Below are 25496 nucleotides of genomic sequence, written 5' to 3'. Positions count from 1 at the left end.
TTACAGCACATAGCGCGACAGGTCTTCGTTGACCGCCAGCGCGTCGAGGCGCGCGTTGACATACGCCGCATCGATGGTGATGAGCTTGCCGCTGTCTTCGCTGGCCGTGAAGGACAGTTCCTCCAGCAGCTTTTCCATCACCGTGTACAGCCGGCGGGCGCCGATGTTCTCGGTGCGCTCGTTGACCGAGTAGGCGATCTCCGCCAGCCGCGTGATGCCTTCCTGCGCGAACGCGATGGTGACGTTCTCGGTGGCCAGCAGCGCCTCGTACTGCTTGGTCAGGCAGGCGTCGGTGCTGGTCAGGATGCGTTCGAAATCGGCGATCGACAGCGACTCCAGCTCGACCCGGATCGGGAAGCGGCCCTGCAGCTCCGGGATCAGGTCCGACGGCTTGGCCAGGTGGAAGGCGCCCGAGGCGATGAACAGGATGTGGTCGGTCTTGATCATGCCGTACTTGGTGTTGACGGTCGTGCCTTCGACCAGCGGCAGCAGGTCGCGCTGCACACCGGCGCGCGAGACGTCGGCGCCGCCCACTTCCGAGCGCGAGGCGATCTTGTCGATCTCGTCGAGGAAGACGATGCCGTTCTGCTCGACGTTCTGGATGGCCTTCTGCTTCATCTCGTCGTCGTTGACCAGCTTGGCGGCCTCCTCGTCGATCAGCACCTTCATCGCTTCCTTGATCTTGACCTTGCGCGCCTTCCTGCGGTTGCCGCCGATGCCGGAGAACATGGACTTGATCTGCTCGGTCATTTCCTCCATGCCGGGCGGGGCCATGATCTCCATCTGCGGGCCGGTCTCGGCCAGCTCGATCTCGATTTCCTTGTCGTCCAGCTCGCCCTGGCGCAGGCGCTTGCGGAAGGTCTGGCGGGTAGTGTCGCCTTCCTTGCCGTCCTTGGACGGGTCGGCCGGCGTGGCCTGGTGGAAGCCGAAGTCGCGCGCCGGCGGCAGCAGGATGTCGAGCACGCGGTCCTCGGCCGCATCCTCGGCGCGCGCGCGCACCTTGGCCATCTCGGCCGAGCGGGTCTGCTTGACGCCGATGTCGATCAGGTCGCGGATGATGGTGTCGACGTCGCGGCCAACGTAGCCCACCTCGGTGAACTTGGTGGCCTCGATCTTGATGAAGGGCGCGTCGGCCAGCTTGGCCAGGCGGCGCGCGATCTCGGTCTTGCCGACGCCGGTGGGGCCTATCATCAGGATGTTTTTCGGCGTGATCTCGTGGCGCAGCGGCTCCTCGACCTGCTGGCGCCGCCAGCGGTTGCGCAGCGCGATGGCGACCGCCTTCTTGGCGTTGCCCTGGCCCACCACGTGTTTGTCGAGTTCGCCGACGATTTCCTTCGGGGTCATGTTCATGCTGGGTCCAGTGTCTCGATGATGTGGTTGAGGTTGGTGTAGATGCACAATTGGCCGGCGATGGTCAGTGACTTTTTGACGACTTCCGACGGCGACAGTTCCGTATTTTCCACCAGCGCCTTGGCCGCCGACTGCGCGTAGGTGCCGCCGGAGCCGATGGCGCCGATGCCGTCCTCCGGCTCCAGCACGTCGCCGTTGCCGGTGATCACCAGCGTCGATTCGCTGTCGGCCACCAGCAGCATGGCCTCCAGGCGGCGCAGCACGCGGTCGGTGCGCCAGTCCTTGGCCAGCTCGACCGAGGCGCGCAGCAGGTTGCCCTGGTGCTTCTCCAGCTTGCCCTCGAAGCGGTCGAGCAGGGTGAAGGCGTCGGCCGTGCCGCCGGCGAAGCCGACCAGCACCTTGCCCTGGTAGACCTTGCGCACCTTGCGGGCCGTGCCCTTCATGACGATGTTGCCCAGCGTGACCTGGCCGTCGCCGCCCAACGCGACCTGCTTGCCGCGCCGTACGCACAGGATGGTGGTGCCGTGAAATTGTTCCATAGTGTCCTCAAAGTAGTGATGCCAACTGCCTCAAGACTGAAAAATGGGGTTAAACATTGCAATTGCAAGCGCTTTACCCCGCACTGCGCGGAACCGGGGTCTGACCCCATCCGGGGGCAGACCCCTTGCTTGCGGGGTGCTAATACCGGTGCGGGTAGATCCGGGCGATGTCGGTATAGCCCAGCAGGCGCAGCAGCGCCGTCACCAGGTGATTGACGTCGCGGAATTCGATCTTCTTGCCCAGCTGGGCCAGGCTGGCGTGCAGCTGGTTGGCGCAGGCGTAGTCGATGCGCGTCAGGCGCGAGCAGTCGAACACCAGGGTCTGGTACTGATCAGCATAGTGCTGGATCTGGCCGAGTAAAGGCCCGAGCTGGCCTTCGAGCAGCGGCGGCAGCATGAAGCGGTCCGGCGAGGCGGACACATGTTGGGCCGAGGCGGTGGCCACCTTGTGCGGCGCCGTGAACGACGGCGGCGACACTTCGAAGGTGACGCAGTAATCCATGCCGATTTCCTCGAATTGTTTTTCGCGGTTCAGCAGTTGCAGCAGCTCCAGCAGCAGCAGCCACGGCGCCTCGGTGTCGTCGCGGCGGCCGATGGCGATGCCGTCGCGGATCAGCGCGGCCAGGCCGTCGGCGCCCACCAGGATCAGCTCGCGCTGCTGGCCTTGCAGCTTGCGCAGGGTGTCCAGCAGCAGCGCGCAGCCGGCCGCCTCGACCGCCGTCACGCGGGAAAACTCCAGCCGCAGCACCGGGCTGGCGGCGGCCGACTGGCGCAGCCGTTGCAGCTGGGCCTCGATATGCGGGGCGAGCACGCCGGCGAAGGCTTCGGTCGGCGTCAGGCCGGCCCAGTCCGGCGAGGAGGCGGCCAGCGCGGCCGGCGCGTTCCACGGCGGCGGCGAGGTCTCGAAGGTGCTGGCGTAGTCGATCGAGAGGTTGTCGAAGCGCTCGCGCTCACCGTTGACCTGGTACAGGTCGAACAGCATCCACCAGACGGTGCGGTCGCCGCCGGCCTCGGCCAGGCTGGCGCTGAGCAGCTGCCCGGCCACGGCGCCCTGGCCGTTGGCGTACAGGATGGCGATTTCTTCCACCACCGGGGCGGTCTCGGCGGCCACGGCCGGTTGCGGCAGGTCGTCGTCGTGCAGCAGCAGGGTGGTGGGGATGTCGGCCAGGGCCCGGGTGTCGGGGCCGCCGTCGGCGGGCGGCCTGGGCCTGGCGGGGCGGGCGGCGCGCTGGCTGCCCCAGGCCGGTTCCGGCTCGTTGAAGATGTCGAAGGTCATCGCCGATTCGATGGCGTCGATCTTCATCGCGGTGGCGCGGGCGATCTCGCGCTGGCGCGCCTGCTGTTGCTGGCGTTCGGTTTCGCTGTTGGCGGCCAGCCGCGCCGCCTCGTCATCGTCGTTGCTCGACTGCGGGGCGGGCGCGGCGTCGGTCTTCTTGAAGATGGAGAACAGTCCCACGCTGATCCTCGTGTTTGCCGTAAAAAAAAGCACGCGGCTGCGTGCTTTTTTTAAAGTCCCAGCGAATTAATCGCCGTACAGTTTCTGCTTCAGTTCGCGGCGCTGCTGCGCTTCCAGCGACAGCGTGGCGGTCGGACGGGCGATCAGGCGTGGAATGCCGATCGGCTCGCCGGTTTCCTCGCACCAGCCGTAGTCGCCGCCGTCGATGGCGACGATCGACTGCTGGACCTTCTTCAGCAGCTTGCGCTCGCGGTCGCGGGTGCGCAGCTCCAGCGCGTGTTCTTCTTCGATGGTGGCGCGGTCGGCAGGGTCCGGCACCAGCACGGTTTCGCGCAGGTGTTCGGTGGTTTCGCCTGCGTTCTTCAGCAATTCCTTTTCAAGCGCTTGCAGCTTGGCTTTGAAAAAGGCCATTTGCGCCGGATTCATATAATCCTTTTCATCCATCTTCAGAATTTCTTCTTCGGTCAGGATGCGGTCGGCGGCGGCGGGGGTCGATTTATTAGTTTTGGTGGTCATAACTTCGCTTACCTTCGATACGACAGAGTTTTCAATTAATCAGCCCGGAGTTTGTGGCTATTCAGCCATCCCCACAAAACCCGGATAGTTTATACCAGACATTGTTCTAAACCGCTAATAAAGATATCTTTCGGCAGATTTTTACCGATAAACACCATTTTGCTGCCGCGAACGTCGTTTTCTCCCCATTTGGCGCCCAGGTCGCTGCCCATGATCTGGTGCACGCCCTGGAACACCACCTTGCGATCGGCGTCTTTCATCAACAATACGCCTTTGTAGCGCAGCATGCGAGGACCGTAGACATTTACCAGGCCGCCAAGGAACTCGTCGAGCTTGGCGGTGTCGAACGGGCGTGTACTTTTGAACACAAACGCCGCGATGTCGTCGCTGTGGTGGGCGTGGTGGTGGTTGTGGCCGTGACCGTGGTCGTGGTGGCCGTGATCGTGGCCGCAGTGCTCGTCGTGCACGTGGTCGTCGTCGTGGGCCTGGTCGGTTTCCAGGAAATCCGGGTCCAGCTCCAGCTTGTCGTTCAGGTTGAAGCCCTTCAGGTCCAGCACCTCGGACAGCGGGGCGCGGCCGAAGTCGGCCGTGCTGACCGGCGCGCGCGGATTAATCCGCTTCAGGCGCGCGGTCAGCGTGGCCACGTCCTCGGCGCTGACCAGGTCGGTCTTGGACAGCAGCAGCTTGTCGGCGAAACCGACCTGGCGCTGGGCTTCCTCGTGCTGGTCCAGCTGGTCCATGGCGTGGCGGGCATCCACCACGGTGACCACGGCGTCCAGCATGTAGTGAGTGCCCACTTCCTCGTCGACGAAGAAGGTCTGCGCCACCGGGCCGGGATTGGCCAGGCCGGTGGTCTCGATGACCACGCGGTCGAACTGCAGCTCGCCGGCCTCGCGCTTCTGCGCCAGGCCGCTCAGGGCCACGATCAGGTCGCCGCGCACGGTGCAGCAGATGCAGCCGTTGTTCATTTCCACGATCTGTTCGCCGCTGTCCTGCACCAGGATTTCGTTGTCGATGTTTTCCTGGCCAAACTCGTTTTCGATGACGGCGATGCGCATGCCATGCTGCTCCTGCAGGATGCGGTTCAGCAAGGTGGTCTTGCCGGCGCCAAGGAAGCCGGTGAGGATGGTGGTCGGTATCAGTGCCATGGTGCTTACCAGTCTGGTCTAGGGGAAACCCCAGATGGGGATCAAATGCAGAAATGCAAGCAGCCGATTATGCCGGAATTTAGCCTGGGCTAGCAATTCGCCTGATTGAGCGACGTCAGTACGGCCGGCGGCTATTTCACCTTGGCGCGCGGATGGGCCTTGTCGTAGACCTCGGCCAGGTGCTGGAAATCGAGCGCGGTGTAGACCTGGGTCGAGCTGATGCTGGAGTGGCCCAGCATTTCCTGCACCGCCCGCAGGTCGCCCGACGACTGCAGCACGTGCGAGGCGAACGAATGGCGCAGCATGTGCGGGTGCACGTGCACCGGCGCGCCGTGCGCCACGCCGTGGGCCTGCAAACGTTGCTGTATCACCCGCGGCGACACCCGCGTGCCGCGCGTGCTGAGGAACAGGGCGTTGCCGCCGTCGGACGGCGCCGGCCGCACGGCGATCCAGGCCGCCAGCGCCTCCAGCGCGGCGGCGCCCACCGGCACCACGCGCTGCTTGTTGCCCTTGCCGGTGACGATGACTTCGCGGTTGTCCAGCGCCACCCAGCCCAGCGCGTCCTTGCCGGCGGTCAGGTCCAGCCCGGCCAGTTCGGACACCCGCAGGCCGCTGGAATACAACAGTTCGAACATGGCGCGATTGCACAGCTCGGCCGCTTCCGGGGCGGCGCCGGCGTGCGGCCGGGACGGCGCCACCAGCTGCACGGCGTCGTCCACCGACAGCGCGCGCGGCAGCGTTTTGGCGCGTTTGGGCGCGCGTACGCCCTGCACCGGGTTGGCCGCCAGTGCGGTCTGGCCGCCCAGCCAGTCGAAAAAGCCGCGCCAGCTGGACAGCTTGCGGGCGATCGAGCGCGGGTCGAGCGCGCGCGCGTGCAGCTTGGCGATCAGGCGGCGGATGGCGAAGTGGTCGAGCTGCTGCCAGTCCTGGCCGGCGGACAGCCCGGCCAATTCGTACAGATCGCGCCCGTAGGCGCTGACGGTGTGCGGCGACAGCCGGCGCTGGTCGCGCAGCTGGGCCAGGTAAGCGTCGATCCAGGCCAGCTTGCTGTCTGGTTCGGCGCTCATGGCGGCGCTCAGGCCAGCAGCCAGGCCAGCGCGGTGCTGGTGGTTTCGCCGATGTGGACCAGGAAATCGGTGGCCATCAGCGAGGTGAAGCGCGCCGGATCGGCCGAGCCCAGGATCAGCAGGCCGAAGGCGGTCTTGTTGCCCGGCTTGCGCAGCGGAATGATGACGGTGGAGGTGATGCCGGTAGCGTCCGGCAACCAGCGCACCGCTTCGAAATCCTTGTTGGTGCCGCAGTACGGCGCCATCAGGCTGTTGGCGAAGATGCGCGCGTCGTCCGACACGCCGTTGACGAACCATTCGCCGAGGTAGTCGGGCGCGGTGTTCCAGATGCGCAGCGTGGCCTGCGGTACATCAAAACTGGACTTCAGGCCGCTGACCACGGCGTGTGGCATGGAACCCACATCCTCGGCTTCCAGCAGCACCTTGGTCCAGCGGTGGAATTTGTTGGCGATCGCTTCGTTTTCCGACGCCAGGCGCATGAGATTACTCATGCGCAATTCCAGCGTCTTGTACTTGTCGCGCATTACTTCCATCTGGCGCTCTTGCAGCGACACGGCGCGTCCCGTCAGCGGGCTGGCCAGTTTGATTTCCCCCAGCAATTCGGCATGCTCTTCGAAGAAATTCGGGTGTTCGGTCAGGTATTGCGCGACGAGGGTGTGATCCAGTGGGACAGTCATTGAGTTACTTTATTTACGAGGGTGGAAAGGCCCAGTCATTCTAAACGAAAAAAAACGGGCATGGTTGCCCATGCCCGTCATTCCCCAACCCAAGCGCCGGCAGTTCTTGCCGACTGCGCGGCTTAGAAGTTGTGGTGGATACCGAGGCTGTAGAAATTCAGCGTGGTAGCTGCCTTCTTGTTCGAGGCATCGACATACAGGTAGGTACGGGCCGACAGGTTGTAGTCGTAGCCGATCGACGCCTGCTTGGTCTTGGCCAGGGCCGGGTTGTTCAGGGCGTTGTCCGGGGTCTTCTGGCCATAGCCAACGCGGATCAGGCCGGCGCCGATGGTGTAGTTGGCGCCCAGCAGCCATGCCTTGGTGTTTGGATTGATCAGGGTGCTGCTGCTCTGGTCCTGCTTCTGGTAGGAACCCATCAGCTTCAGGTCGTTGATTGGCTTGAACGACGCGCCCACCGACCACAGCTTGGTTTCGATGGCGTTCTTCTCGTAGGCGGCGTAGGCGGCGAACGGGCCGTTGGCGGCGGTGGCGCTCAGCGAGTAAGGCGTGGTCACCGGAGCGCTGTTGGCCGGGAATTGCGGCGCGGCAGGGTTGGTGCTCTTGCCTGGAATCGCCGGATTGCCGTTGGCTTCCTTGGCGGCCACGGCAACGTTCAGCTGGAACATGTCGGCGATCATCGGCGTGTTATAGAACACGGCGTTCGAGAAACGGTTGTTCGAGTTGCCGGCCGGGCTCAACGGATCGCTGGTGTAGCCGGCCACTTGCAGGTCGGTCTGGTAGCCGGCCACGCCAGGCATGCCGCTCCATGGTTCGAAGGCGGTGCTGGTTTCCTGGAAGGGGGTCAGGCCACGGCCCAGGCGCACGGTACCGAAGTCGCCCTGCAGGCCGACGCGGCTCTGGCCCTGGAACAGCGGACGGGTGGTGTTTTCAATCACGCCGGTGTCCGGCTCATAGCGGATTTCCAGCTGGAAGATGGCCTTCAGGCCGCTGCCCAGATCTTCGACGCCTTTGAAACCGAGCTTGTTGTTGTCGCGCTTGCCGACCATGGTGGTGGTGCCGGTGCGCTTCGAAATACCTGCATCTACAGTGCCATAGATGGTCACGGACGATTGCGCGTATGCGCCAGCAAATACGCCCATGAGAGCCAGAGCCACTAAAGATTTTTTCATTTGGGTTATTCCTTTAAGAGTGAACGTGCATACAGCCAAAGCAAGGGGTCGCAGAGTCAACCCTCGATGAGAGAACCTTAATATCTCATCAGGCCAAAAGCGCTGGAATGGTTGATTATGACGGCTAGTTTTGGTCGAAAGCCAATGAAACCGGGCTTCTTGTTGTATTTTTGAAACGCTTGATTGGCAGGCCATAAGGGCCTGTTTGGCTATTATTTCCTTTCATTCAGGCATCAAAACAGCTCTAGCGTACAGGGCGAAGCGGGGTAGGCCGCTTGTGCAAAATCAAAGCGTTCTGCATATTGTCTAGGGTGTGGCGCGGATCGCACGCTACACTCATAAGCACCAGCGGTCGTCCCAGCCTGCGCAGACAGCAGGGCTGCGCCGCCGCATCGATGAATCGGACTAATAGTGAGACGATGGCTAATCGAGAAGAGTTAGGGCTCATCCGGGGAGCCCGCGCGGGAGACGCGGCCTGCCAACTGGCGCTGGGCAAGCTCTATCTGTTCGGCGGCGCCAGTTTGCCGCTCAGCCTGCCTACCGCGCTGCACTGGCTCAACCGCGCCGCCCTGCAGGAACAGGATGAAGCCTGGATGTTGATCGGCAGCTACGTTCCCTTTGAGCATGCCCAGCATTGCCTGCCGGCGGTGCTGCCTTGGTATGACCGCGCCTACGACGCTGGCGTCGAGCAGGCCGGCCTGGTGCTGGCGCAACTGGTGCTGAACCAGGCTGACGGGCAAGAAACGTCGCATTTACGCCACAAGGCCTTGCGGGCGCTGGAGGTGGCCGCGCGCGGCGGCTCGGCCGAAGCGCAATGGTTGCTGGCGCACCAGGCCGGTGCGCAGCCGCCGTCGTCGGCGCCGCTGGCGCCGCAGCCGTCCCGGCGCGCGTTGGGGCGGCCGTCCCCGCATCGCGCCTATGTCCGCCAGCAATGGCTGGCGCGGGCGGCCGACAGCGGCCTGGCCGCCGCCCAGTACGCCGTACTGGAACAGGCCTGGCATGGCGACCGTGCGGCATTTTTGCAACGCGCCTTGCCCCTGGCGCGCAAGCTGCTCGCCGACGCCCCGGCCGACGCCGAGGCGGCCCGTGCCGCCGATTGGCCGCTGGCACCGGCCCAATTGACCTTGCTGGCGCGCTGCGCCGAGTTGTTCGACGGCGCCACGGAGCACCGGGACGAACTGCATCACTGTCGTGAACTGGCTGCCCACGGCGGCGACCGCCACGCCCAGCTGGCACTGGGCCTGTGGTTTTCCCGCATGGATGGCGACGGCAAGCGGCTGGCCAACGGCATTGCCGCCGTCAACTTCAAGCGCGCGATCCGCTGGCTGACCCAGGCCGGCGACCAGGGCCTGGCCGAGGCCTGGTATGCCTTGTCGCGCATTTATCTGAAACCGGAATTTTCCCAGCGTTGCGTGACGGAAGCCCAAGCCTACCTGGAGCGCGCGGCCGATATGGGCCATTGCGCCGCGCAGCTGGAGTGCGGCATTTACGCGTGGCGCAACCGCCGCAACGATCAACACAGCGATGTGCGCGCCGCCTATTGGTTGCAGAAGGCGGTGGCCCAGGGCTGCGAGGAAGCGGAAACCGCGCTGGCGCGCGTTGCGGCGGCGCCCAAGGTGTCGGGCTGGGCCGGTGCCATCCTGGACGGCATGGCGCGCGAAGCGCTGGAAAGCCAGCCCTTGTTGGCGGCGCGGCTGGAGCTGGCCGAGCTGTTCGGCCTGAGCCGGGCGGAAGCGTTGCTGCTGGATGTGAAAGCGGCCGACCAGGGCCATTGCCTGGTGGTGGATATCCGCGCCAGCTACGGCCGCAGCAAGCGGCGCCTGGTGTTGCTGCGCACCGCGCGCGAGCGCCAGGCGCTGGACCGCATCGGCCGTCTGTTCGAGCATCTCGACAACGGCCCGGACGGCCTGGAGGGCAATTACCGCCAGCGCCTGTACCGGCTGAAGACCTGGCGGCCCGCCGACGAGGACCGGCTGGCCGCCTGAGTTATTGCCTCAAATCTCGATTTCGCCTTCGAACACCGTCACCGCCGGTCCGGTCAGCCACACGGGCTGGCCCACGCCCGCCCAGCTGATCGACAGCTGGCCGCCGCGCGCGTCGACCCGCACCGGGCTGTCCAGCAAGCCGCGGCGGATGCCGGCCACCACGGCCGCGCACGAGCCGGTGCCGCAGGCCAGCGTTTCGCCGACGCCGCGCTCGAACACGCGCAGCTTGATGTGATGGCGGCCGACGATCTGCATGAAGCCGGCGTTGACCCGGTTCGGGAAGCGCGCATGGTGCTCGATCAGCGGACCGGTCAGCTCGACCGGCGCGGCGTCGACGTCGTCGACGATCTGCACCGCGTGCGGATTGCCCATCGATACCACGGAAATCAGCACGCTCTCGCGCGCGCCGCCCAGCTCCAGCACCAGCGGCCACAAGGTGTCGTCACCCTGGCGCTCGCCGTGCAGGCCGTCGGCGTCGAAGGGCACGCGCTGCGGCTCCAGCACCGGCGCGCCCATGTCGACCGTGATGCTGCCATCGGGCTCCAGGCGCGGCGCGATCACGCCGGCCTTGGTCTGCACCGTGATGCTGCGCTGCGCGGTCAGGCCTTTTTCCGCGACGAACTTGACGAAGGCGCGCGAGCCGTTGCCGCACTGCTCGACCTCGCCGCCGTCGGCGTTGAAGATGCGGTAGCGGAAATCGCAGCCCGGCTCGGTTGGCTTTTCCACCAGCAGGATCTGGTCGGCGCCGACGCCGAAGCGGCGGTCGCCCAGCAGCTGCCACTGCGCGGCCGTAAAGTTGATGTCCTGGTTGATGCCGTCGATGACCACGAAGTCATTGCCGGCGCCATGCATTTTGGTGAATTTGAGTTTCATCTGCTGCCTGTTTTATTTGGAACGCTGGTACAGCGAAGCTTCGCCGTTCGGGCGCGTCTTGAACCGTTTGTGCGTCCAGAAATATTCAGCCGGGGCTTCGCGCACGCGTTCCTCGATGAACTCGTTCATGCGGCGGGTGGCGGCAACCATGTCGGGACCAGGGTAATTGTCCCACACTGGATAGAATTTCACACGCCAGCCCTGGTAATCGGGCAGGAAGGTGGCGATCACCGGCATCACCTGGGCGCCGGTGGTGGCGGCGATGCGGGCGGTGGCGGTCAGGGTGGCGGCCTCGATGCCGAAGAAGGGCACGAACTCGGCATCCTTCTCGCCGAAGTCCATGTCCGGCAGCATGAAGTAGGGCAGCTTGTCGCGCAGCGCGCGCAGGATGGGCTTGATGCCGTCCTGGCGGGTGAACAGCTTGACCGGCTTGAAGCGGGCGCGGCCGGCGCGCAGCACCTGGTCGAAGGCGGCGTTCTTCTGCTGCACATACATGGACGAGGCGCTGGCCACCATGGCGATCGAGGCGCCGGCCACGTCCAGGCAGACAAAGTGCGGACACAGCAGGATGGTCGGCGTGGACGTCATGGCCTCCACCGGCACCGGACCCGGCTCGACCTTGATCAGGCGCCGCAGCCTGGCCTCGGACGCCCACCACAGGATGCCGCGTTCCCACACGCTGCGCGAGTACGCCTGGAAGTGGCGGCGGGCGATGCCGGTGCGCTCGGCCTCGCTCAGCTCCGGCATGCACAGACGCAGATTGGTCAGCGTGATATGGCGGCGCGAACGCATCACCACGAACAGCAGGCTGCCGACGGCGTCGCCGAAGCGGCCCAGCACCGGCAGCGGCAGCCAGTGCAGCAGCCACATGATTCCTAACAGTAGCTTCATGCCTGCGCTCCCGCTGCTGGTGCCGCGATGCCGGCCGGCACCTTGTAGCGGTTGTAGCTCCAGAAATACTGGGCCGGGCTGCGCGCGATCAGGCGTTCCATTGCATGGTTGATGGCCTGCGCCTGCTCGGCGGCGCCGCCCTCCAGGCTGCCGTCGAAGGGCACGAAGCGGATCACATAGCCTTTGCCGCCCGGCAGGCGTTCGGCGTAGGTGACGATGATGGTGGCGTCGCCCAGCTGCGCCAGCTTGGCCGGCAAGGTCATGGTGTAGGCGGCGCGGCCGAAGAAGGTGGCCCACACGCCTTCGCCTTCCTGCGGCACCTGGTCCGGCAGCAGGCCGATCGGCTTGCCTTTCTTGAGGCACTTGGCCAGCATGCGCACGCCGGACATATTGGCTGGCGCCAGCAGCAGGTTGTCGCGCGCGCGTGCACCTTCGATCAGCGGCTTGAGCGCGGCTTTTTTCGGCGGCCGGTACATCACCATCAGCTCGGTGCGCAGCGCGATTTCCTGCGCCACGATCTCAAAGCAGCCCAGGTGGGGCGTCAGGAACACGATGCCGCGGCCGGCGTCCAGCTCGGCCTGGACGATGGCCCAGTTCTCATCGGTGGCGTGGCGCGACACGCGCTCCGGCCTGGCGCACCAGATGAACGGCAGTTCGACGATGCTTTTGCCCGCCTCGGCGATGGCGGCCGACAGGTGCTGTGTGTAGCCGGCCTGCGCCATGTTGTCGCGCATGCGGCGGCGGTAGGAAGGCGAGCTCAGGTAGACCAGCCAGCCCAGCGCCGCACCCAGCGTGTGCAGAAAAGGCAACGGGAAGATGGAGAGAAGTCGAAAAATTGGTACAAGCATGTGTAATTCGTCTAATAGAAGGGTCTTTTGGCTTCTGTTGCTCTGCCAAAATTTTTTAAGAAGCGTAAAATACCACGTATGCAGTATCCGCTGAGTTAACAGACAACTTGCGAAGCGGAATATAAATATCGCTAAAGCGTCGCAAGCCGTATTGGTGAGCGACAAAACATTCTCAACCAATATCAGGAGCTTGCGATGTCAAACGATTATCTCTTCACTTCCGAATCCGTCTCGGAAGGCCACCCGGACAAGGTCGCCGACCAAATTTCCGATGCGATCCTGGACGCCATTCTGGCCCAGGACCCGAAAGCCCGCGTCGCCGCCGAAACCTTGTGCAACACCGGCCTGGTCGTGCTGGCCGGCGAGATCACCACGCATGCCAACGTGGATTATATTCAAGTGGCGCGTGAAACCATCAAACGCATCGGCTACGACAACACCGACTACGGCATCGACTACAGGGGTTGCGCCGTGCTGGTGGCCTACGACAAGCAGTCGCCGGACATCGCCCAGGGCGTGGACGAGGGCGCGGGGATTGACCTGGATCAAGGCGCCGGCGACCAGGGCCTGATGTTCGGCTACGCCTGCGACGAAACCGCGGAACTGATGCCGGCCGCGATCCACTACGCGCACCGCCTGGTCGAGCGCCAGTCGCAGCTGCGCAAGGACGGCCGCCTGCCATGGCTGCGCCCGGATGCCAAATCGCAAGTCACGCTGCGCTACGTCAATGGCCGTCCGGTGTCGGTGGACACGGTGGTGCTGTCGACCCAGCACGCGCCGGAAATGCACCACAAGCAGATTGAAGAAGCGGTGATCGAAGATATCATCAAGCAAGTGCTGCCGCGCGAGTGGCTGATCGACACCAAATACCTGGTCAACCCGACCGGCCGCTTCGTCATCGGCGGTCCTCAGGGCGATTGCGGCCTGACCGGCCGCAAGATCATCGTCGACACCTACGGCGGCGCCAGCCCGCACGGCGGCGGCGCGTTCTCCGGCAAGGATCCGACGAAAGTCGACCGCTCGGCCGCCTACGCCGCCCGCTACGTGGCCAAGAACGTGGTGGCCGCCGGCCTGGCGCGCCAGTGCCAGGTGCAGGTCAGCTACGCCATCGGCGTGGCGCGTCCGATCAACATCACGGTCTACACCGAAGGCACGGGCGTGATTCCGGACGAGAAGATCGCCGCGCTGGTGATGGAGCACTTCGACCTGCGTCCGAAGGGCATCGTGCAGATGCTGGACCTGCTGCGCCCGATCTACGGCAAGACCGCCGCCTACGGCCACTTCGGCCGCGAAGAGCCGGAATTCACGTGGGAGCGCACCGACAAGGCCGCCATCCTGCGTTCCGCAGCCGGCCTGAAGTAATCGCTACGCACTAAACGACAACGCCCCGCATGCCGGGGCGTTGTCGCATCCGGACCGCGCGAACGCTCAGGTCGGCCGCTTGGGCGGCGGCGGGATCGGATTGGGCGGTTCATACCTGCGCCGAGGATTGTCTCTCGATATCATGTTCCCTCCTGCTCTAGCCGGCCCAGCGCCTGATTGACGGCCGCCTGCGTCCGCACGCGCAGCGTTTGCGTCAGCAGCAGGTCATGCGGAAATTTGCTGACCTCGGTACCGTACCTGCCTCTGAAACCCAGCAGCTTCTTTTCGAACTCCGCAACGGAAAAGTTCGGGTTGATTTTCATCCGCACAATCAGCGAGCCGATATCGATGACCAGAACGCTGAGGCTGACGGCGGATGTGGCATGCCCCTGCAGTTTCTCGGCCACCGACAATTGCCGCGACACGATGGCGAGCAGGGCGCTGGCCGAGGTGAACATCGGCCATAAAAAAGTATAGTCGCTATTTTTCCAGAATACGAGGCCGGCCAGCGCCGCGCCGCCCGACGAGATGGCCACCGCGATCTTGGTGATGCTGTCGAGCCATACCCAGCGCGCCAGCAGGGCCGTCTTGAGTTCGCCGGCGTAGCTGGCGCGATACAGCAGATCCTGGGCTTCATTCCAGATCGCATCGCGCGGATCGATAGTCATGATGGTTCACCACCTGAAAAATCCAGCGTAGCCGGGTGCCGCCGCCGTTGGCTTGATCCACCACAAGTGGGACTTTATTGGCGCCGCAGTTCACCATTCCAGCCCAACGGTGCTAAAATGCGCCTTCCGAGGAGCGTTGCGACGAATCATGATTCGCCAGGCTCGGAGTCCCAAACCGCGCTCACGTTACTTTTTTCAACACATGAAAGGAGGGCGTGATGAACGCCGTACTCAAATCCGCACAAGACTTCCTGGTCGCCGACATCTCCCTGGCCGCCTGGGGCGACAAAGAAATCAAGATCGCTGAAACCGAAATGCCCGGCCTGATGGCCATCCGCGAGGAATTCGCCGCCTCGCAGCCGCTCAAGGGCGCGCGCATCACCGGTTCGCTGCACATGACCATCCAGACCGCCGTGCTGATCCAGACGCTGGAAGCGCTGGGCGCCAAGGTCCGCTGGGCCTCGTGCAACATCTACTCGACCCAGGACCACGCCGCCGCCGCCATCGCCGCCGCCGGCACCCCGGTGTTCGCCATCAAGGGCGAAACCCTGGACGAATACTGGGACTACACCCACCGCATCTTCGAATGGCCAGCCGACGCCGCCGGCAACGCGGTCTACTCGAACATGATCCTCGACGACGGCGGCGACGCCACGCTGCTGCTGCATCTGGGCGCGCGCGCCGAGAAAGACATCTCGGTGCTGGCCAATCCAGGCTCGGAAGAAGAGATCTGCCTGTTCAACGCCATCAAGGCCCATCTGGCGATCGACCCGTCGTGGTACTCCAAGCGCCTGCCGCAGATCCTGGGCGTGACCGAGGAAACCACCACCGGCGTGCATCGCCTGTACCAGATGCACAAGGAAGGCAAGCTGGCCTTCCCGGCGATCAACGTCAACGACTCCGTCACCAAGTCCAAGTTCGACAACCTGTACGGCTGCCGCGAATCGCTGGTTGACGGCATCAAGCGCGCCACCGACGTGATGATCGCCGGTAAGGTCGCCGTGATTGCCGGTTACGGCGACGTCGGCAAGGGCTCGGCGCAAGCGATGCGCGCGCTGTCGGCGCAGGTGTGGGTCACCGAAATCGATCCGATCTGCGCGCTGCAGGCCGCGATGGAAGGCTACCGCGTCGTCACCATGGACTACGCCGCCGAACACGGCGACATCTTCGTCACCTGCACCGGCAACTATCACATCCTGACCGAGAAGCACATGCTGGCCATGAAGGACCAGGCCATCGTCTGCAACATCGGCCACTTCGACAACGAGATCGACGTCGCCGCGCTGAAGAAGTACACCTGGGAAAACATCAAGCCGCAGGTCGACCACGTGATCTTCCCGTCGGGCAAACGCATCATCCTGCTGGCCGAAGGCCGCCTGGTCAACCTGGGTTGCGGCACCGGCCATCCGTCGTACGTGATGTCGTCGTCGTTCGCCAACCAGACCATCGCCCAGATCGAGCTGTACGCCAACACCGACAAGTATCCGGTCGGCGTGTACGTGCTGCCTAAGCACCTGGACGAAAAAGTGGCGCGCCTGCAGTTGAAGAAACTGAACGCGCAGCTGACCGTGCTGACCGAAGAGCAAGCGGCCTACATCGGCGTGACGCAAGCCGGCCCGTACAAGCCAGACCACTACCGTTACTAAAACCCGGTCGTTCCCGCGCAGGCGGGAATCCAGGCATTGCCTGAATTCCCTCCATGCTGAAGCGCCATATTCGGCGTTCTATGGATTCCCGCCTACGCGGGAATGACGCGGTCCTTTCCCTTGCAGCGAGCTTATCTTATGCGTTTGGTCCTTACCTGGTTAATCAATGCAATTGCCTTGCTGGCAGTTCCCTACCTGATGCATTCCGTCGATGTCACAAGCATAGGCGCAGCCCTCGTCGCGGCCCTTGTACTGGGCCTGGTCAATACGCTGATACGCCCTGTGCTGTTGTTGCTGACACTGCCCGTGACCGTGGTGTCGCTGGGCCTGTTCATCTTCATCATCAACGGCTTCATGTTCTGGCTGGTCGCCCAATGGGTGGACGGCTTCCACGTCGACAGCTTCGCGTCGGCGATCGGTGGTGCACTGTTGTACAGCGTGATTTCCTGGGCCCTGTCTACCTTACTTTTGAAGAAGTCAGATGGCTAATCATAATTTCAGTATCGAGTTCTTTCCGCCCAAGACGGCGGAAGGGGCGGAAAAGCTGCGCGTCACGCGCGCCAAGCTCTCCGAGCTCAAGCCCAAATATTTTTCCGTGACCTTCGGCGCCGGCGGCAGCACGCAGCGCGGCACGCTCGACACCGTGGTGGAAATCCTCGCCGCCGGTGAAGACGCCGCGCCCCACCTGTCCTGCGTCGGCGGCACGCGCGAATCGATCCGCGAGATCCTCACGGAATTCAAGTCGCACAACATCAAGCGCATCGTCGCGCTGCGCGGCGACCTGCCGAGTGGCTACGGCGCGGCCGGCGAGTTCCGCTACGCGAACGAGCTGGTGGAGTTCATCCGCCAGGAGACCGGCGAATGGTTCCACATCGAAGTGGCGGCCTACCCGGAAGTGCACCCGCAGGCCAAGTCGCCGCAGGACGACCTGCTGGCCTTCGAGCGCAAGGTGAAGGCCGGCGCCAACGCCGCCATCACGCAGTACTTCTACAACGCCGACGCCTACTTCCAGTTCGTCGAGCAGACCCGCAAGCTCGGCATCGATGTGCCCATCGTGGCCGGCATCATGCCGATCACGAACTACACGCAGCTGATGCGCTTCTCGGACATGTGCGGCGCCGAGATCCCGCGCTGGGTGCGTTTGAAGCTGGCCAGCTTCGGCGACGACAGCGCCTCGATCAAGGCCTTCGGCCTGGACGTGGTGACCGCGCTGTGCGAACGCCTGCTGGCGGGCGGCGCGCCCGGCCTGCACTTCTACAGCATGAACCAGGCCGCGGCCACCACCGCGCTGTGGCAGCGCCTGGTGTGACGTGTCGTTCCCGCGCAGGCGGGAACCCATAGAGCGTTAGCTCAGCAGAGGTTCTATGGATTCCCGCCTGCGCGGGAATGACCGGTTGCTTCGGTGATGATGCGGTCCAGCGCCACATCGTGACCGTCGCCGTCGAACCGCACCTGCAGGCACTGGTAGGCAATGCCCAGTGTCTGCGGGCGCGGTGAGCGCGCCAGCGTGCGGTCATAGAAACCGCCGCCATATCCCAGCCGGTAGCCCTGCGGCGTGTAGCCCAGGCACGGCACCAGCAGCGCCGGCGGATACGCTTCCTGCAGGCGCAGCTCGGCCGGCACCGCCACCCCCATCGCATCCCTGACCATCGTCTCGCCGATGCGCCACTCGGCAAACTCCAGCGCCGCATGTTTTTCCACCACCACGGGCAGCAGCAGCCGCGCGCCCAGGCGCGCCAGCTCCGCGTAGGCGGCATGCAGATCCGGCTCGTCGCGCAGCGGCCAGTACACGCCCAGCGCCGCCGGCCGCGCGGCCTTCCACCAGGCGACCACCTGCTCGCCGATCGCATGGTCCCACAGCGCGCGCGTGGCGGGATCCAGGGCGCGGCGCGCGGTCAGCAACTGCTTGCGCAGGTCGGCCTTTTGCGGGGCTGGCGGGGCTGGTGGTGCGGTCGTGGCGCGTGGTATTCTAGGGTCGCTGGTCATAGGTTCAGATTTTCAAGACTTTAGAGAGTTGCACATTGATTTCCGCTTTAAAATGGATTGCCGGCGCCGCCACTTTTGCTGCTGTGGCAATGAGCTCCCTGGCCCACGCCGACGACCTTGGCGATGACGGCCGCAGGGCGGACGATTCCTTCCTGCTGCTGCGCGACGCCGTGCGCCAGGACGACACATCCAAGGCCGATTTCTACGCCGCCCGCCTGGCCGATTATTCCATTCCGTCCTACGTCGATTATTATCGGCTGAAACCGCGGCTGAAGGATGCCTCGTACGCGGAAATCCGCGATTTCATGAAGCGCTACGAAGGCCAGGCCATCGTCGACCGCCTGCGCAACGACTGGCTGCTGGACCTGGGCCGCAAGCGCGACTGGGCCACCTTCGACGAGCAGCTGCCGCTGTTCGTGCTGAATGACGACACCCAGGTCAAATGCTACGCGCTGCAATCGCGCGCGCTCAAGGGCCAGAAGGTGGCCGGCGAAGCGCGCGAGCTGCTCACCGCGCCCAACGGCTACGGCGAACCATGCGCGGGCCTGATCGCCACGCTGTACCAGGCCGGCCAGTTCAACACCGACGACTTGTACGCGCAGCTGCGCCTGTCCGGCGAGTACAACGCCACCGGCCAGGCGCGCCGCATCGTCGCGCTGTTGAACGGGAACGAGAAAAAGGCCGTGCAGGCGGTCGACCTGCCGGCCATCGCGCTGGCCAAGGGCGTGGGCGGCGGCCGTGTCGAACACGAGATCTACATCGTCGCCATCGGCCGCATGGCCAAGACCAGCACCAAGCTGGCGGTGCTGGCGTTGAACAAGGCCGCTTCGAAACTGAGCCCGCAGGAACAGCAGGAAGCCTGGGCCGCGGTGGCGCTGCAATCGTCGTATTCGCTGGCGCCGGAGACCACCGAGTACTGGCAGAAATCGAACGGCGCCGCGCTGTCGGTCGACCAGATTCAATGGAAGACCCGCATCGCGCTGCGCAACGGCGACTGGAAGCAGGTGGAGAAGGACATCCGCGCCATGCCATCGTGGCTGCGTGCCGATCCGGCCTGGGTCTACTGGCTGGGCCGCGCGCTGATGGTGCAAGCGGGTTCCATCCAGGCCACCGGCGAAGCGATGCAGCTGTTCCGCAGCATCTCGGACCAGTCCAACTTCTACGGCCTGCTGGCGCTGGAGGAAACCGGCAAGCTGATTACCATTCCGCTGCCAGGCCTGCCGATCACGCCGGCCGAGATCGCGCCCATCGCCGCCAATCCGAACTTCCAGCGCGCCCTGAAATTCTTCGGCATGCGCCTGCGTTTCGAAGGCACGCGCGAATGGAACTGGGGCCTGCGCGGCCTGAGCGAACGCGAACACCTGGCGGCCGCCGAATTCGCGCGCCAGAACAATATCCTCGACCGCATGGTCAACACCTCGGACCGCACCCGCATCCAGGTCGACTACACGCAGCGCTTCCCGGCGCCGCATATCGACATCATGCATCCGACCACGCAGACGCTGGGCCTGGACAAGGCCTGGGTGTACGGCCTGATACGGCAAGAGTCGCGCTTCATCATGGACGCGCAATCGCACGTCGGCGCCTCGGGCCTGATGCAGGTGATGCCGTCCACCGGCCGCTGGGTGGCCAAGAAGATCGGCCTGACCGACTTCGCGCAGGAGATGCTGAGCGACGTGCGCACCAACATCCTGCTGGGCGCGAACTACCTCAACATGGTGCTGGGGAATATGGACGGCTCGCAGGTGCTGGCCACCGCCGCCTACAACGCCGGGCCGGGCCGCCTGCGCTCGTGGCGTTCGACCTTGACCAAGCCGATGGACAGCGCGGTCTTCATCGAATCGATCCCCTTCGTCGAAACCCGCACCTACGTCAAGAACGTGATGTCGAACACCACCTACTACGCGGCGTTGTTTGAGGGGCGCCCGCAATCGTTGAAGGCGCGGCTGGGCACCGTCGCGCCGAGAGGCTACACCGAACAGGAACAGCAGGAGTCGAGCTTCGGCTCGCGCTGACATCTACAACAACCATTGGACGCATCATGCAGACCACTCAACTTGATCCCAGCCTGTCGCAAACCCTGGCCGCCGCCCGCGAGCCGGGCCTGACGCTCGTCATCGGCAACAAGAACTATTCGTCATGGTCGATGCGCCCGTGGGTGGCGATGACCGCCTTCGGCATCCCGTTCCAGGAGGTGCGCGTGCTGCTGGACCAGGACGACACCGCCAACCGCATCTGCGGCTACTCGGCCAGCGGCCGCGTGCCGGTGCTGCTGGCCGGCGAGATGACGATCTGGGACAGCCTGGCGATCTGCGAATACCTCGCCGAGCAGTTCCAGGAACTGCACCTGTGGCCGCAGGACGTGGCCGCGCGCGCGATGGCGCGCTCGGTATGCGCCGAGATGCACGCCGGCTTCAGCGACCTGCGTACCTCGATGTCGATGAACATCCGCGCCAGCTATCCGGGCAAGGGCCGCACCAACGGCACCCAGGCCGACATCGGCCGCATCAGCGAGATATGGGAAGAATGCCTGTCGCGCTTCGGCCACCACCAGTTCCTGTTCGGCGAGTTCTCGATCGCCGACGCCTACTACGCGCCGGTGGTGATGCGCTTCCGCACCTACGGCGTCTCGCTGGCGCCGGCGCTGGACGCCTACTGCCAGCGCGTGCTGGCGCATCCCGCCGTGGCCCGCTGGGTCGAGGAGGCGATGGCCGAAACCGAAAGGGCGCCCAAGCACGATGCCGAAATGCCGGACTGACAGCATGCAAACCTATGTAGTCGGCGGCGCCGTGCGCGATGAACTGCTTGGCCTGCCGGTCAAGGACCACGATCACGTCGTCGTCGGCGCCACGCCGGACGACATGCTGGCCAAGGGCTTCCGCCCGGTCGGCAAGGACTTTCCGGTGTTCCTGCATCCGAAGACGCAGGAGGAATATGCGCTGGCCCGCACCGAGCGCAAGACCGCGCCCGGCTACAAGGGCTTCGTGTTCCACACCTCGCCCGACGTCACGCTGGAAGACGACCTGGTACGCCGCGACCTGACCATCAACGCCATCGCCCGCGCCGACGACGGCACCCTCACCGACCCATACGGCGGCCGGCGCGACCTGGAGCAGCGCATCTTCCGCCACGTCTCCGAAGCGTTTGCCGAAGACCCGGTGCGCATCCTGCGCGTGGCCCGCTTCGCCGCGCGCTTCAGCGATTTCCGCGTGGCGCCGGAAACCAACGCGCTGATGCGGCAGATGGTGGAGCAGGGCGAAGTCGACGCGCTGGTGCCGGAACGCGTGTGGCAGGAGCTCTCGCGCGGCCTGATGGAAGCCAAGCCCTCGCGCATGCTGGAAGTGCTGCGCGACTGCGGCGCGCTGGCGCGCATCCTGCCGGAACTGGATGTGCTGTGGGGCGTGCCGCAGCCGGAGAAGTGGCATCCCGAAATCGACACCGGCACCCACATGCTGCAGGTGATCGACTGCGCGGCGGAAGCGGGGCACGAACTGGCCGCGCGCTTCGCCTGCCTGATGCACGACCTGGGCAAGGGCGCCACGCCGCCGGAAAACTGGCCCGCGCACCACGGCCACGAAGGCCTGGGTGTCAAGCTGGTGGAGCAGGTGTGCAAGCGCCTCAAGGTGCCGACCGAGTGCCGCGACCTGGCCGTGATGACCGCGCGCGAACACGGCAACGTCGGCCGCGCCTTGCAGCTGCGGCCCAACACCATCGTCACCCTGTTCGAGCGCTGCGACGCCTTCCGCAAACCGGCGCGCTTCTCGCAGATGCTGCTGGCGACCGAATGCGATTCGCGCGGCCGCATCGGCCCCAACGCCAGCTTCCGCGATGCCCCGTTCCCGCAACTGGCGCACCTGGAGACGGCGCTGGCCGCCGCGCGCGGCGTCAACGCCGGCGAGATCGCGCTGGCCAGTACCGCCAACCCGCAGCGCATCCCTGAGCTGGTGCACCGCGCGCGCGTGACGGCGGTGAAGGTGGCGCTCAATGCCGGCGACGACGAGGACCCGGAGTGAGCTCGATCGACCTTTTCCAGAATCCGCTGCGCCGCTGGGGCAAGCAAAGGGACGGCAAGCACCGTCCCACGGTTCTGGTCAAGGAGCTGCGCGAACGCGACCGGCGGCGCATGGTCAAGCACTTCCTCGGTCTTGAGACCAGCGACCGCCTGCTGCGCTTCGGCACCGCGCTGCCGGACGAGCAGGTGGCCAACTACGTCAACCGCATCGACTTCTCGCGCGACATGGTGTTCGGCGTGTACAACCGCGTGTTCAAGCTGGTGGCCGTGGGCCACCTGGCGTTCGCGCCGCGCGACGAATCGAAGAGCGCCGTCACCGAGAAGGAACGGGTGGCGGAATTCGGCGTGTCGGTCAGCCGCTCGGCGCGCGGCATAGGCGTGGGGTCCAAGTTGTTCGAGCGGGCCGCCATCCACTGCCGCAACAACGACGTCGACACGCTGTACATGCACTGCCTGTCGTCCAACAAGACCATGATGCACATCGCGAAAAAAGCCGGCATGGAGATCCATCGCGACTACGGCGAAGCGGACGCCTACCTGAAACTGCCGCCGGCCAACCCGGCCAGCATGCTGCAAGAAGCGCTGGACGAGCAATTCGCCACGCTGGACTACGCCCTCAAGGCCAACAAGCGCATCGCAGCAAAGTGGTTCGACCGCCTGCTCGGCCGAAAATAAATTACTCCTCGTTAGAACCTTTGCTGCGCGACCGGGTATCAACGGTCGGACAAGATACGCAACCGGCAGCAAAACCACAGAAATCCCGTGTCGTCGATTACCCATTTTTGCAGCACGCAGTTGCAGGCGCCGGACTTCGCCGTCTGCCTGCGCCTGCTGCTGCTCTCGCCCGCGCTGGAGGAATGCGTGGTCAGGGCCGGGCTGCAGGAGTGGATGACACGCCAGCTGGCCGCCCGCAACGGCGGCCTGCCTTTGACGAAGGCGGGACCCGTGCTGGTGTCGACGGCGGTTTTCAGCTTGCTGCATATAGGCTCCGGCTGGCAGCAAGTGCTGGCGGTGCTGGCGCCGGGACTGGCGCTGGCGCTGCTCTACCAGCGCACCCGAAGCTGGACCTGGTGCACCCTGGCGCACAGCGGCATGAATGCCTTTGCGATCTCTGTCTGCGAATTACAGATCAACTTTTAGATCAAACCTCAGGAGAATGTGATGACAGGCTTGTTAGCAAAGGTGTTCCGGCTTCGGTGGACTGCGGTCCTGCTGGTCGGTGTGATGGGGCAGGGCGCCAATGCGGCCGATGCCCTGAACGGCAAGAGCCTGTATCTCAACGGGCCGGTGTCCGGCGGCGCCTCGTGCACCACCTGCCACAGCGCCTCGCCGGCGAATAACGTCAACGGTATCCTGGCGGCTGCCAACCAGCCGTCCGTGATCCAGAACGCCATCGCCACCAACAAGGGGGGCATGGGCAGCCTGTATAACGGCAAATTCAGCGTGGCGGAGCTGGCCGACCTGGCGGCCTTTATCGGCAATCCGACCGTGGTGGCCGCACCTGCCGCCTCGCTGGCGCCGGCCAGCCTGACCTTTAGCGGAACCAGTATCGGCCAGACGGCCGGCCCGCTGGCCGCCACCTTGAGCAATACCGGCAATGCTGCGCTCAATATCGGCACCATTTCCCTCAGCGGCGCGGCGGCGGGCGACTTTAGCGTCGCCGGCGGCAGCTGCACCAACGGTGGTGCCGTCGCCGCGGGCGCCAGCTGCACCGTGCAGGCCAGCTTCAAGCCGACGGCGGCAGGCGCGCGCGCGGCCACGCTGACCATCACCCACAACGCCACCGGCGGCAGCAGCAGCGTCTCGCTCAGCGGCACCGGCAACGCCACGCCGCAGGCCACCATCGCCTTGTCCGCGTCCAGCGTCAATTTCGGCACGCTGCTGACGGGCTCTCCTTCCGCCGTGTCGACCGTCACCGTCAGTAACAGTGGCCAGGCCGCGCTGACCTTCAGCTCCATCGCGCTTGACGGCGCCAACGCCGGCATCTTCACGCAGGGCGGCAGCTGCGCGGTCGCCACGCCGGTGCCTGCGGGCGGCAGCTGCACGGTGACGCTGCAAGCGCTGCCCGCGACGGCCGGCGCCTTCTCCGCCAGTTTGACGCTGGCATCCAACGCATCCAATGGCAATGCCACGGTCGGCCTGTCCGGCAGCGCCGCTACGCCGGCGCCGGCACTGACGGCCACACCGTCGGCCATCGCCTTCGGCACACAGACCATCGGCGCCGCCGCTGTGGCGCAGACGGTCACGCTGGCCAACACCGGCAATGTGGTCATCAGTTTCAGCAAGATCGGCCTGAGCGCCACCAGCGCGGCCAGCTTCAGCCTGGGCGCCAGCGATTGCGGCGCCACCCTGGCGGTAGGCGCCAGCTGCTCGGTGCCGGTACGTTTTGCACCGGCGGCGGAAAGCGCGGTCTCGGCGACGCTGGCGGTGAGCTCGAACGCGGCTGCGCTGCAGGTCGGCATCACCGGCACCGGCACCAAGCAGGCCACGGCGACGCCGGTGCTGTCCGAAGCAGGTCCGATCGTCTTCGCCGATACGCAAGTCGGCAGCAGCGCGGCGGTGCATACGACCACGCTGGCTAACACCGGCAACGGCTCGCTGACCATTTCCACGCTGACGCTGGGCGGCAATCAGCCGGGTGACTTCGTCCCCGGTGGCACCTGCGTCGCCGGCGCCGCCGTCGCTCCGGGTTCCAGCTGCACACTGACCACCGCGTTCAAACCTGTCGCCGCCGGTGCCCGTAGCGCCGACCTGCTGCTGGTGACGGACAGCGGCGCGCAGTTCCACCTGGCCCTGAACGGTAACGGCGTGGCCGTCGTCGTCACCGCACCGTCGCTGACGATCGCGCCGCAGAGCTTCGACTTCGGCGCGGTCGTTATCGGCAGCGCAGCGCCGACCCGCCGCTTCACGCTGACCAACAGCGGCTCCGCCGCCGTCACGCTGGCCAGCGCCGCCTACACCGGCCCGTTCGCCGCCGTGGCGGACAGCACCGGCTGCGCGGCCTTCCCTGTCACGCTGGCGCCGGGCGCCAAGTGCGATCTGGTGGTGAGCTACACACCGGTCAACGCCGGCAACAACAGCGGCAACGTGGCGATACAGTCCAGCGTCGCCGGCAGCAGCTGGACCATCGCGTTGAGCGGCCAGGGCACGGCGGCTGCAAGCAGCGCCGCGCCGGTCAATAAAGGCGGCGGCGGTTGCTCGGCGTCGGACGACGTCAACGACCCGATGATGGTGTTCCTGGTGATCGCCGCGGCAGCCGCCATCGGCTGGCGCCGTCGTCAATCGAAACGCATTGGAGGCTGA

Annotated in this window: 24 protein-coding genes and 1 riboswitch; of the genes, 11 read left to right on the top strand and 13 right to left on the bottom strand. The window is 65.2% G+C overall.

What is annotated here, in order from left to right:
• The 8 genes from hslU to ACEN9O_RS07430 all read right to left on the bottom strand — a co-directional run bounded on the left by hslU (nucleotide 1) and on the right by ACEN9O_RS07430 (nucleotide 7922).
• Nucleotides 1-1350: an ATP-dependent protease ATPase subunit HslU gene (hslU, locus tag ACEN9O_RS07465; RefSeq protein ID WP_495616949.1), complete on the bottom strand. Its 1350-nt coding sequence runs from the start codon at nucleotides 1348-1350 to the stop codon at nucleotides 1-3.
• Nucleotides 1347-1889: an ATP-dependent protease subunit HslV gene (gene hslV, locus ACEN9O_RS07460; protein WP_495616948.1), complete on the bottom strand. Its 543-nt coding sequence runs from the start codon at nucleotides 1887-1889 to the stop codon at nucleotides 1347-1349. Before hslV ends, hslU begins: the two co-directional genes overlap by 4 nt.
• Nucleotides 1890-2028: 139 nt before the next feature.
• Complete coding sequence (locus ACEN9O_RS07455) at nucleotides 2029-3345, bottom strand: STAS domain-containing protein (RefSeq protein ID WP_495616947.1); 1317 nt, start codon at nucleotides 3343-3345, stop codon at nucleotides 2029-2031.
• 66 nt (nucleotides 3346-3411) lie between these two features.
• Nucleotides 3412-3861 carry an RNA polymerase-binding protein DksA gene (gene dksA, locus ACEN9O_RS07450; protein WP_070271465.1) on the bottom strand — a complete coding sequence of 150 codons (450 nt, stop codon included), beginning with the start codon at nucleotides 3859-3861 and terminating at the stop codon, nucleotides 3412-3414.
• Between the two features lie 89 nt (nucleotides 3862-3950).
• The gene (locus ACEN9O_RS07445) at nucleotides 3951-5009 is read right to left on the bottom strand and encodes a CobW family GTP-binding protein (RefSeq protein ID WP_495616946.1); all 1059 of its coding nucleotides are present in this window, start codon (nucleotides 5007-5009) and stop codon (nucleotides 3951-3953) included.
• Between the two features lie 131 nt (nucleotides 5010-5140).
• Nucleotides 5141-6076, bottom strand: coding sequence for a tyrosine recombinase XerC (locus tag ACEN9O_RS07440; protein ID WP_495616945.1), 936 nt, complete (start codon nucleotides 6074-6076; stop codon nucleotides 5141-5143).
• Nucleotides 6077-6084: 8 nt separating this feature from the next.
• Entirely contained in the window at nucleotides 6085-6753 is a 669-nt protein-coding gene (locus tag ACEN9O_RS07435) for a DUF484 family protein (RefSeq protein ID WP_495616944.1), read from the bottom strand.
• Nucleotides 6754-6875: 122 nt separating this feature from the next.
• Nucleotides 6876-7922 (bottom strand): porin, encoded by a 1047-nt coding sequence (locus ACEN9O_RS07430; protein WP_495616943.1) that lies wholly within the window; start codon nucleotides 7920-7922, stop codon nucleotides 6876-6878.
• 419 nt (nucleotides 7923-8341) lie between these two features.
• On the opposite strand from ACEN9O_RS07430, the gene ACEN9O_RS07425 reads away from it, so the two are divergent.
• Entirely contained in the window at nucleotides 8342-9907 is a 1566-nt protein-coding gene (locus ACEN9O_RS07425) for a tetratricopeptide repeat protein (RefSeq protein ID WP_495616942.1), read from the top strand.
• Between the two features lie 9 nt (nucleotides 9908-9916).
• Here ACEN9O_RS07425 and dapF read toward each other — a convergent pair whose 3' ends face one another.
• The 3 genes from dapF to ACEN9O_RS07410 are packed head-to-tail and all read right to left on the bottom strand — an operon-like array spanning nucleotide 9917 to nucleotide 12519.
• On the bottom strand, nucleotides 9917-10780 hold the full coding sequence (dapF, locus tag ACEN9O_RS07420; protein WP_495616941.1) for a diaminopimelate epimerase: 864 nt from the start codon (nucleotides 10778-10780) through the stop codon (nucleotides 9917-9919).
• A gap of 12 nt (nucleotides 10781-10792) precedes the next feature.
• Nucleotides 10793-11671, bottom strand: coding sequence for an LpxL/LpxP family acyltransferase (locus ACEN9O_RS07415; RefSeq protein ID WP_495616940.1), 879 nt, complete (start codon nucleotides 11669-11671; stop codon nucleotides 10793-10795).
• Nucleotides 11668-12519 carry a lysophospholipid acyltransferase family protein gene (locus tag ACEN9O_RS07410; protein ID WP_495616939.1) on the bottom strand — a complete coding sequence of 284 codons (852 nt, stop codon included), beginning with the start codon at nucleotides 12517-12519 and terminating at the stop codon, nucleotides 11668-11670. The genes ACEN9O_RS07415 and ACEN9O_RS07410 overlap by 4 nt, the downstream gene beginning before the upstream one ends.
• A 195-nt stretch (nucleotides 12520-12714) precedes the next feature.
• Here ACEN9O_RS07410 and metK point away from each other — a divergent pair, with 195 nt between their 5' ends.
• Entirely contained in the window at nucleotides 12715-13881 is a 1167-nt protein-coding gene (metK, locus tag ACEN9O_RS07405; RefSeq protein ID WP_495616938.1) for a methionine adenosyltransferase, read from the top strand.
• A 140-nt stretch (nucleotides 13882-14021) separates the two neighbouring features.
• On the opposite strand, the gene ACEN9O_RS07400 is transcribed toward metK, so the two are convergent.
• Entirely contained in the window at nucleotides 14022-14549 is a 528-nt protein-coding gene (locus tag ACEN9O_RS07400; RefSeq protein WP_495616937.1) for a hypothetical protein, read from the bottom strand.
• Between the two features lie 122 nt (nucleotides 14550-14671).
• Nucleotides 14672-14739, top strand: a riboswitch (S-adenosyl-L-homocysteine riboswitch).
• A 28-nt stretch (nucleotides 14740-14767) separates the two neighbouring features.
• On the opposite strand from ACEN9O_RS07400, the gene ahcY reads away from it, so the two are divergent.
• From ahcY to metF, 3 genes are all read left to right on the top strand, one after another.
• On the top strand, nucleotides 14768-16195 hold the full coding sequence (ahcY, locus tag ACEN9O_RS07395) for an adenosylhomocysteinase (protein WP_495616936.1): 1428 nt from the start codon (nucleotides 14768-14770) through the stop codon (nucleotides 16193-16195).
• A gap of 138 nt (nucleotides 16196-16333) precedes the next feature.
• A complete protein-coding gene (locus ACEN9O_RS07390; RefSeq protein WP_026334838.1) occupies nucleotides 16334-16684 on the top strand; it encodes a phage holin family protein in 351 nt (116 codons plus the stop codon).
• Complete coding sequence (gene metF, locus ACEN9O_RS07385) at nucleotides 16677-17504, top strand: methylenetetrahydrofolate reductase [NAD(P)H] (RefSeq protein ID WP_495616935.1); 828 nt, start codon at nucleotides 16677-16679, stop codon at nucleotides 17502-17504. The genes ACEN9O_RS07390 and metF overlap by 8 nt, the downstream gene beginning before the upstream one ends.
• A gap of 53 nt (nucleotides 17505-17557) precedes the next feature.
• Here metF and ACEN9O_RS07380 read toward each other — a convergent pair whose 3' ends face one another.
• Nucleotides 17558-18181: a 5-formyltetrahydrofolate cyclo-ligase gene (locus tag ACEN9O_RS07380; RefSeq protein ID WP_495616934.1), complete on the bottom strand. Its 624-nt coding sequence runs from the start codon at nucleotides 18179-18181 to the stop codon at nucleotides 17558-17560.
• A gap of 89 nt (nucleotides 18182-18270) precedes the next feature.
• On the opposite strand from ACEN9O_RS07380, the gene ACEN9O_RS07375 reads away from it, so the two are divergent.
• From ACEN9O_RS07375 to ACEN9O_RS07350, 6 genes are all read left to right on the top strand, one after another.
• Nucleotides 18271-20196 carry a lytic transglycosylase domain-containing protein gene (locus ACEN9O_RS07375; protein ID WP_495616933.1) on the top strand — a complete coding sequence of 642 codons (1926 nt, stop codon included), beginning with the start codon at nucleotides 18271-18273 and terminating at the stop codon, nucleotides 20194-20196.
• 26 nt (nucleotides 20197-20222) lie between these two features.
• Nucleotides 20223-20939: a glutathione S-transferase family protein gene (locus ACEN9O_RS07370; protein WP_495616932.1), complete on the top strand. Its 717-nt coding sequence runs from the start codon at nucleotides 20223-20225 to the stop codon at nucleotides 20937-20939.
• 4 nt (nucleotides 20940-20943) lie between these two features.
• Nucleotides 20944-22194: a multifunctional CCA addition/repair protein gene (locus ACEN9O_RS07365; RefSeq protein ID WP_495616931.1), complete on the top strand. Its 1251-nt coding sequence runs from the start codon at nucleotides 20944-20946 to the stop codon at nucleotides 22192-22194.
• On the top strand, nucleotides 22191-22868 hold the full coding sequence (locus ACEN9O_RS07360) for a GNAT family N-acetyltransferase (protein ID WP_495616930.1): 678 nt from the start codon (nucleotides 22191-22193) through the stop codon (nucleotides 22866-22868). The genes ACEN9O_RS07365 and ACEN9O_RS07360 overlap by 4 nt, the downstream gene beginning before the upstream one ends.
• Nucleotides 22869-22955: 87 nt before the next feature.
• Entirely contained in the window at nucleotides 22956-23333 is a 378-nt protein-coding gene (gene mrtJ, locus ACEN9O_RS07355; RefSeq protein WP_495616929.1) for a JDVT-CTERM system glutamic-type intramembrane protease MrtJ, read from the top strand.
• A gap of 21 nt (nucleotides 23334-23354) precedes the next feature.
• A complete protein-coding gene (locus tag ACEN9O_RS07350) occupies nucleotides 23355-25496 on the top strand; it encodes a choice-of-anchor D domain-containing protein (protein ID WP_495616928.1) in 2142 nt (713 codons plus the stop codon).

The organism is Duganella sp. Dugasp78 (genome assembly GCF_059491455.1).
Note: the sequence above shows the minus strand (reverse complement) of the source record. Positions and strands in the feature narration are given on the sequence as shown.

Bases quoted from the DNA above. Each gene is read 5' to 3' on its own strand.
- hslU (WP_495616949.1), bottom strand. From the start codon at position 1,350: ATGAACATGACCCCGAAGGAAATCGTCGGCGAACTCGACAAACACGTG.
- hslV (WP_495616948.1), bottom strand. From the start codon at position 1,889: ATGGAACAATTTCACGGCACCACCATCCTGTGCGTACGGCGCGGCAAG.
- dksA (WP_070271465.1), bottom strand. From the start codon at position 3,861: ATGACCACCAAAACTAATAAATCGACCCCCGCCGCCGCCGACCGCATC.
- ACEN9O_RS07445 (WP_495616946.1), bottom strand. From the start codon at position 5,009: ATGGCACTGATACCGACCACCATCCTCACCGGCTTCCTTGGCGCCGGC.
- ACEN9O_RS07440 (WP_495616945.1), bottom strand. From the start codon at position 6,076: ATGAGCGCCGAACCAGACAGCAAGCTGGCCTGGATCGACGCTTACCTG.
- ACEN9O_RS07435 (WP_495616944.1), bottom strand. From the start codon at position 6,753: ATGACTGTCCCACTGGATCACACCCTCGTCGCGCAATACCTGACCGAA.
- ACEN9O_RS07430 (WP_495616943.1), bottom strand. From the start codon at position 7,922: ATGAAAAAATCTTTAGTGGCTCTGGCTCTCATGGGCGTATTTGCTGGC.
- ACEN9O_RS07425 (WP_495616942.1), top strand. From the start codon at position 8,342: ATGGCTAATCGAGAAGAGTTAGGGCTCATCCGGGGAGCCCGCGCGGGA.
- dapF (WP_495616941.1), bottom strand. From the start codon at position 10,780: ATGAAACTCAAATTCACCAAAATGCATGGCGCCGGCAATGACTTCGTG.
- ACEN9O_RS07415 (WP_495616940.1), bottom strand. From the start codon at position 11,671: ATGAAGCTACTGTTAGGAATCATGTGGCTGCTGCACTGGCTGCCGCTG.
- ACEN9O_RS07410 (WP_495616939.1), bottom strand. From the start codon at position 12,519: ATGCTTGTACCAATTTTTCGACTTCTCTCCATCTTCCCGTTGCCTTTT.
- metK (WP_495616938.1), top strand. From the start codon at position 12,715: ATGTCAAACGATTATCTCTTCACTTCCGAATCCGTCTCGGAAGGCCAC.
- ACEN9O_RS07400 (WP_495616937.1), bottom strand. From the start codon at position 14,549: ATGACTATCGATCCGCGCGATGCGATCTGGAATGAAGCCCAGGATCTG.
- ahcY (WP_495616936.1), top strand. From the start codon at position 14,768: ATGAACGCCGTACTCAAATCCGCACAAGACTTCCTGGTCGCCGACATC.
- ACEN9O_RS07390 (WP_026334838.1), top strand. From the start codon at position 16,334: ATGCGTTTGGTCCTTACCTGGTTAATCAATGCAATTGCCTTGCTGGCA.
- metF (WP_495616935.1), top strand. From the start codon at position 16,677: ATGGCTAATCATAATTTCAGTATCGAGTTCTTTCCGCCCAAGACGGCG.
- ACEN9O_RS07380 (WP_495616934.1), bottom strand. From the start codon at position 18,181: ATGACCAGCGACCCTAGAATACCACGCGCCACGACCGCACCACCAGCC.
- ACEN9O_RS07375 (WP_495616933.1), top strand. From the start codon at position 18,271: ATGAGCTCCCTGGCCCACGCCGACGACCTTGGCGATGACGGCCGCAGG.
- ACEN9O_RS07370 (WP_495616932.1), top strand. From the start codon at position 20,223: ATGCAGACCACTCAACTTGATCCCAGCCTGTCGCAAACCCTGGCCGCC.
- ACEN9O_RS07365 (WP_495616931.1), top strand. From the start codon at position 20,944: ATGCAAACCTATGTAGTCGGCGGCGCCGTGCGCGATGAACTGCTTGGC.
- ACEN9O_RS07350 (WP_495616928.1), top strand. From the start codon at position 23,355: ATGACAGGCTTGTTAGCAAAGGTGTTCCGGCTTCGGTGGACTGCGGTC.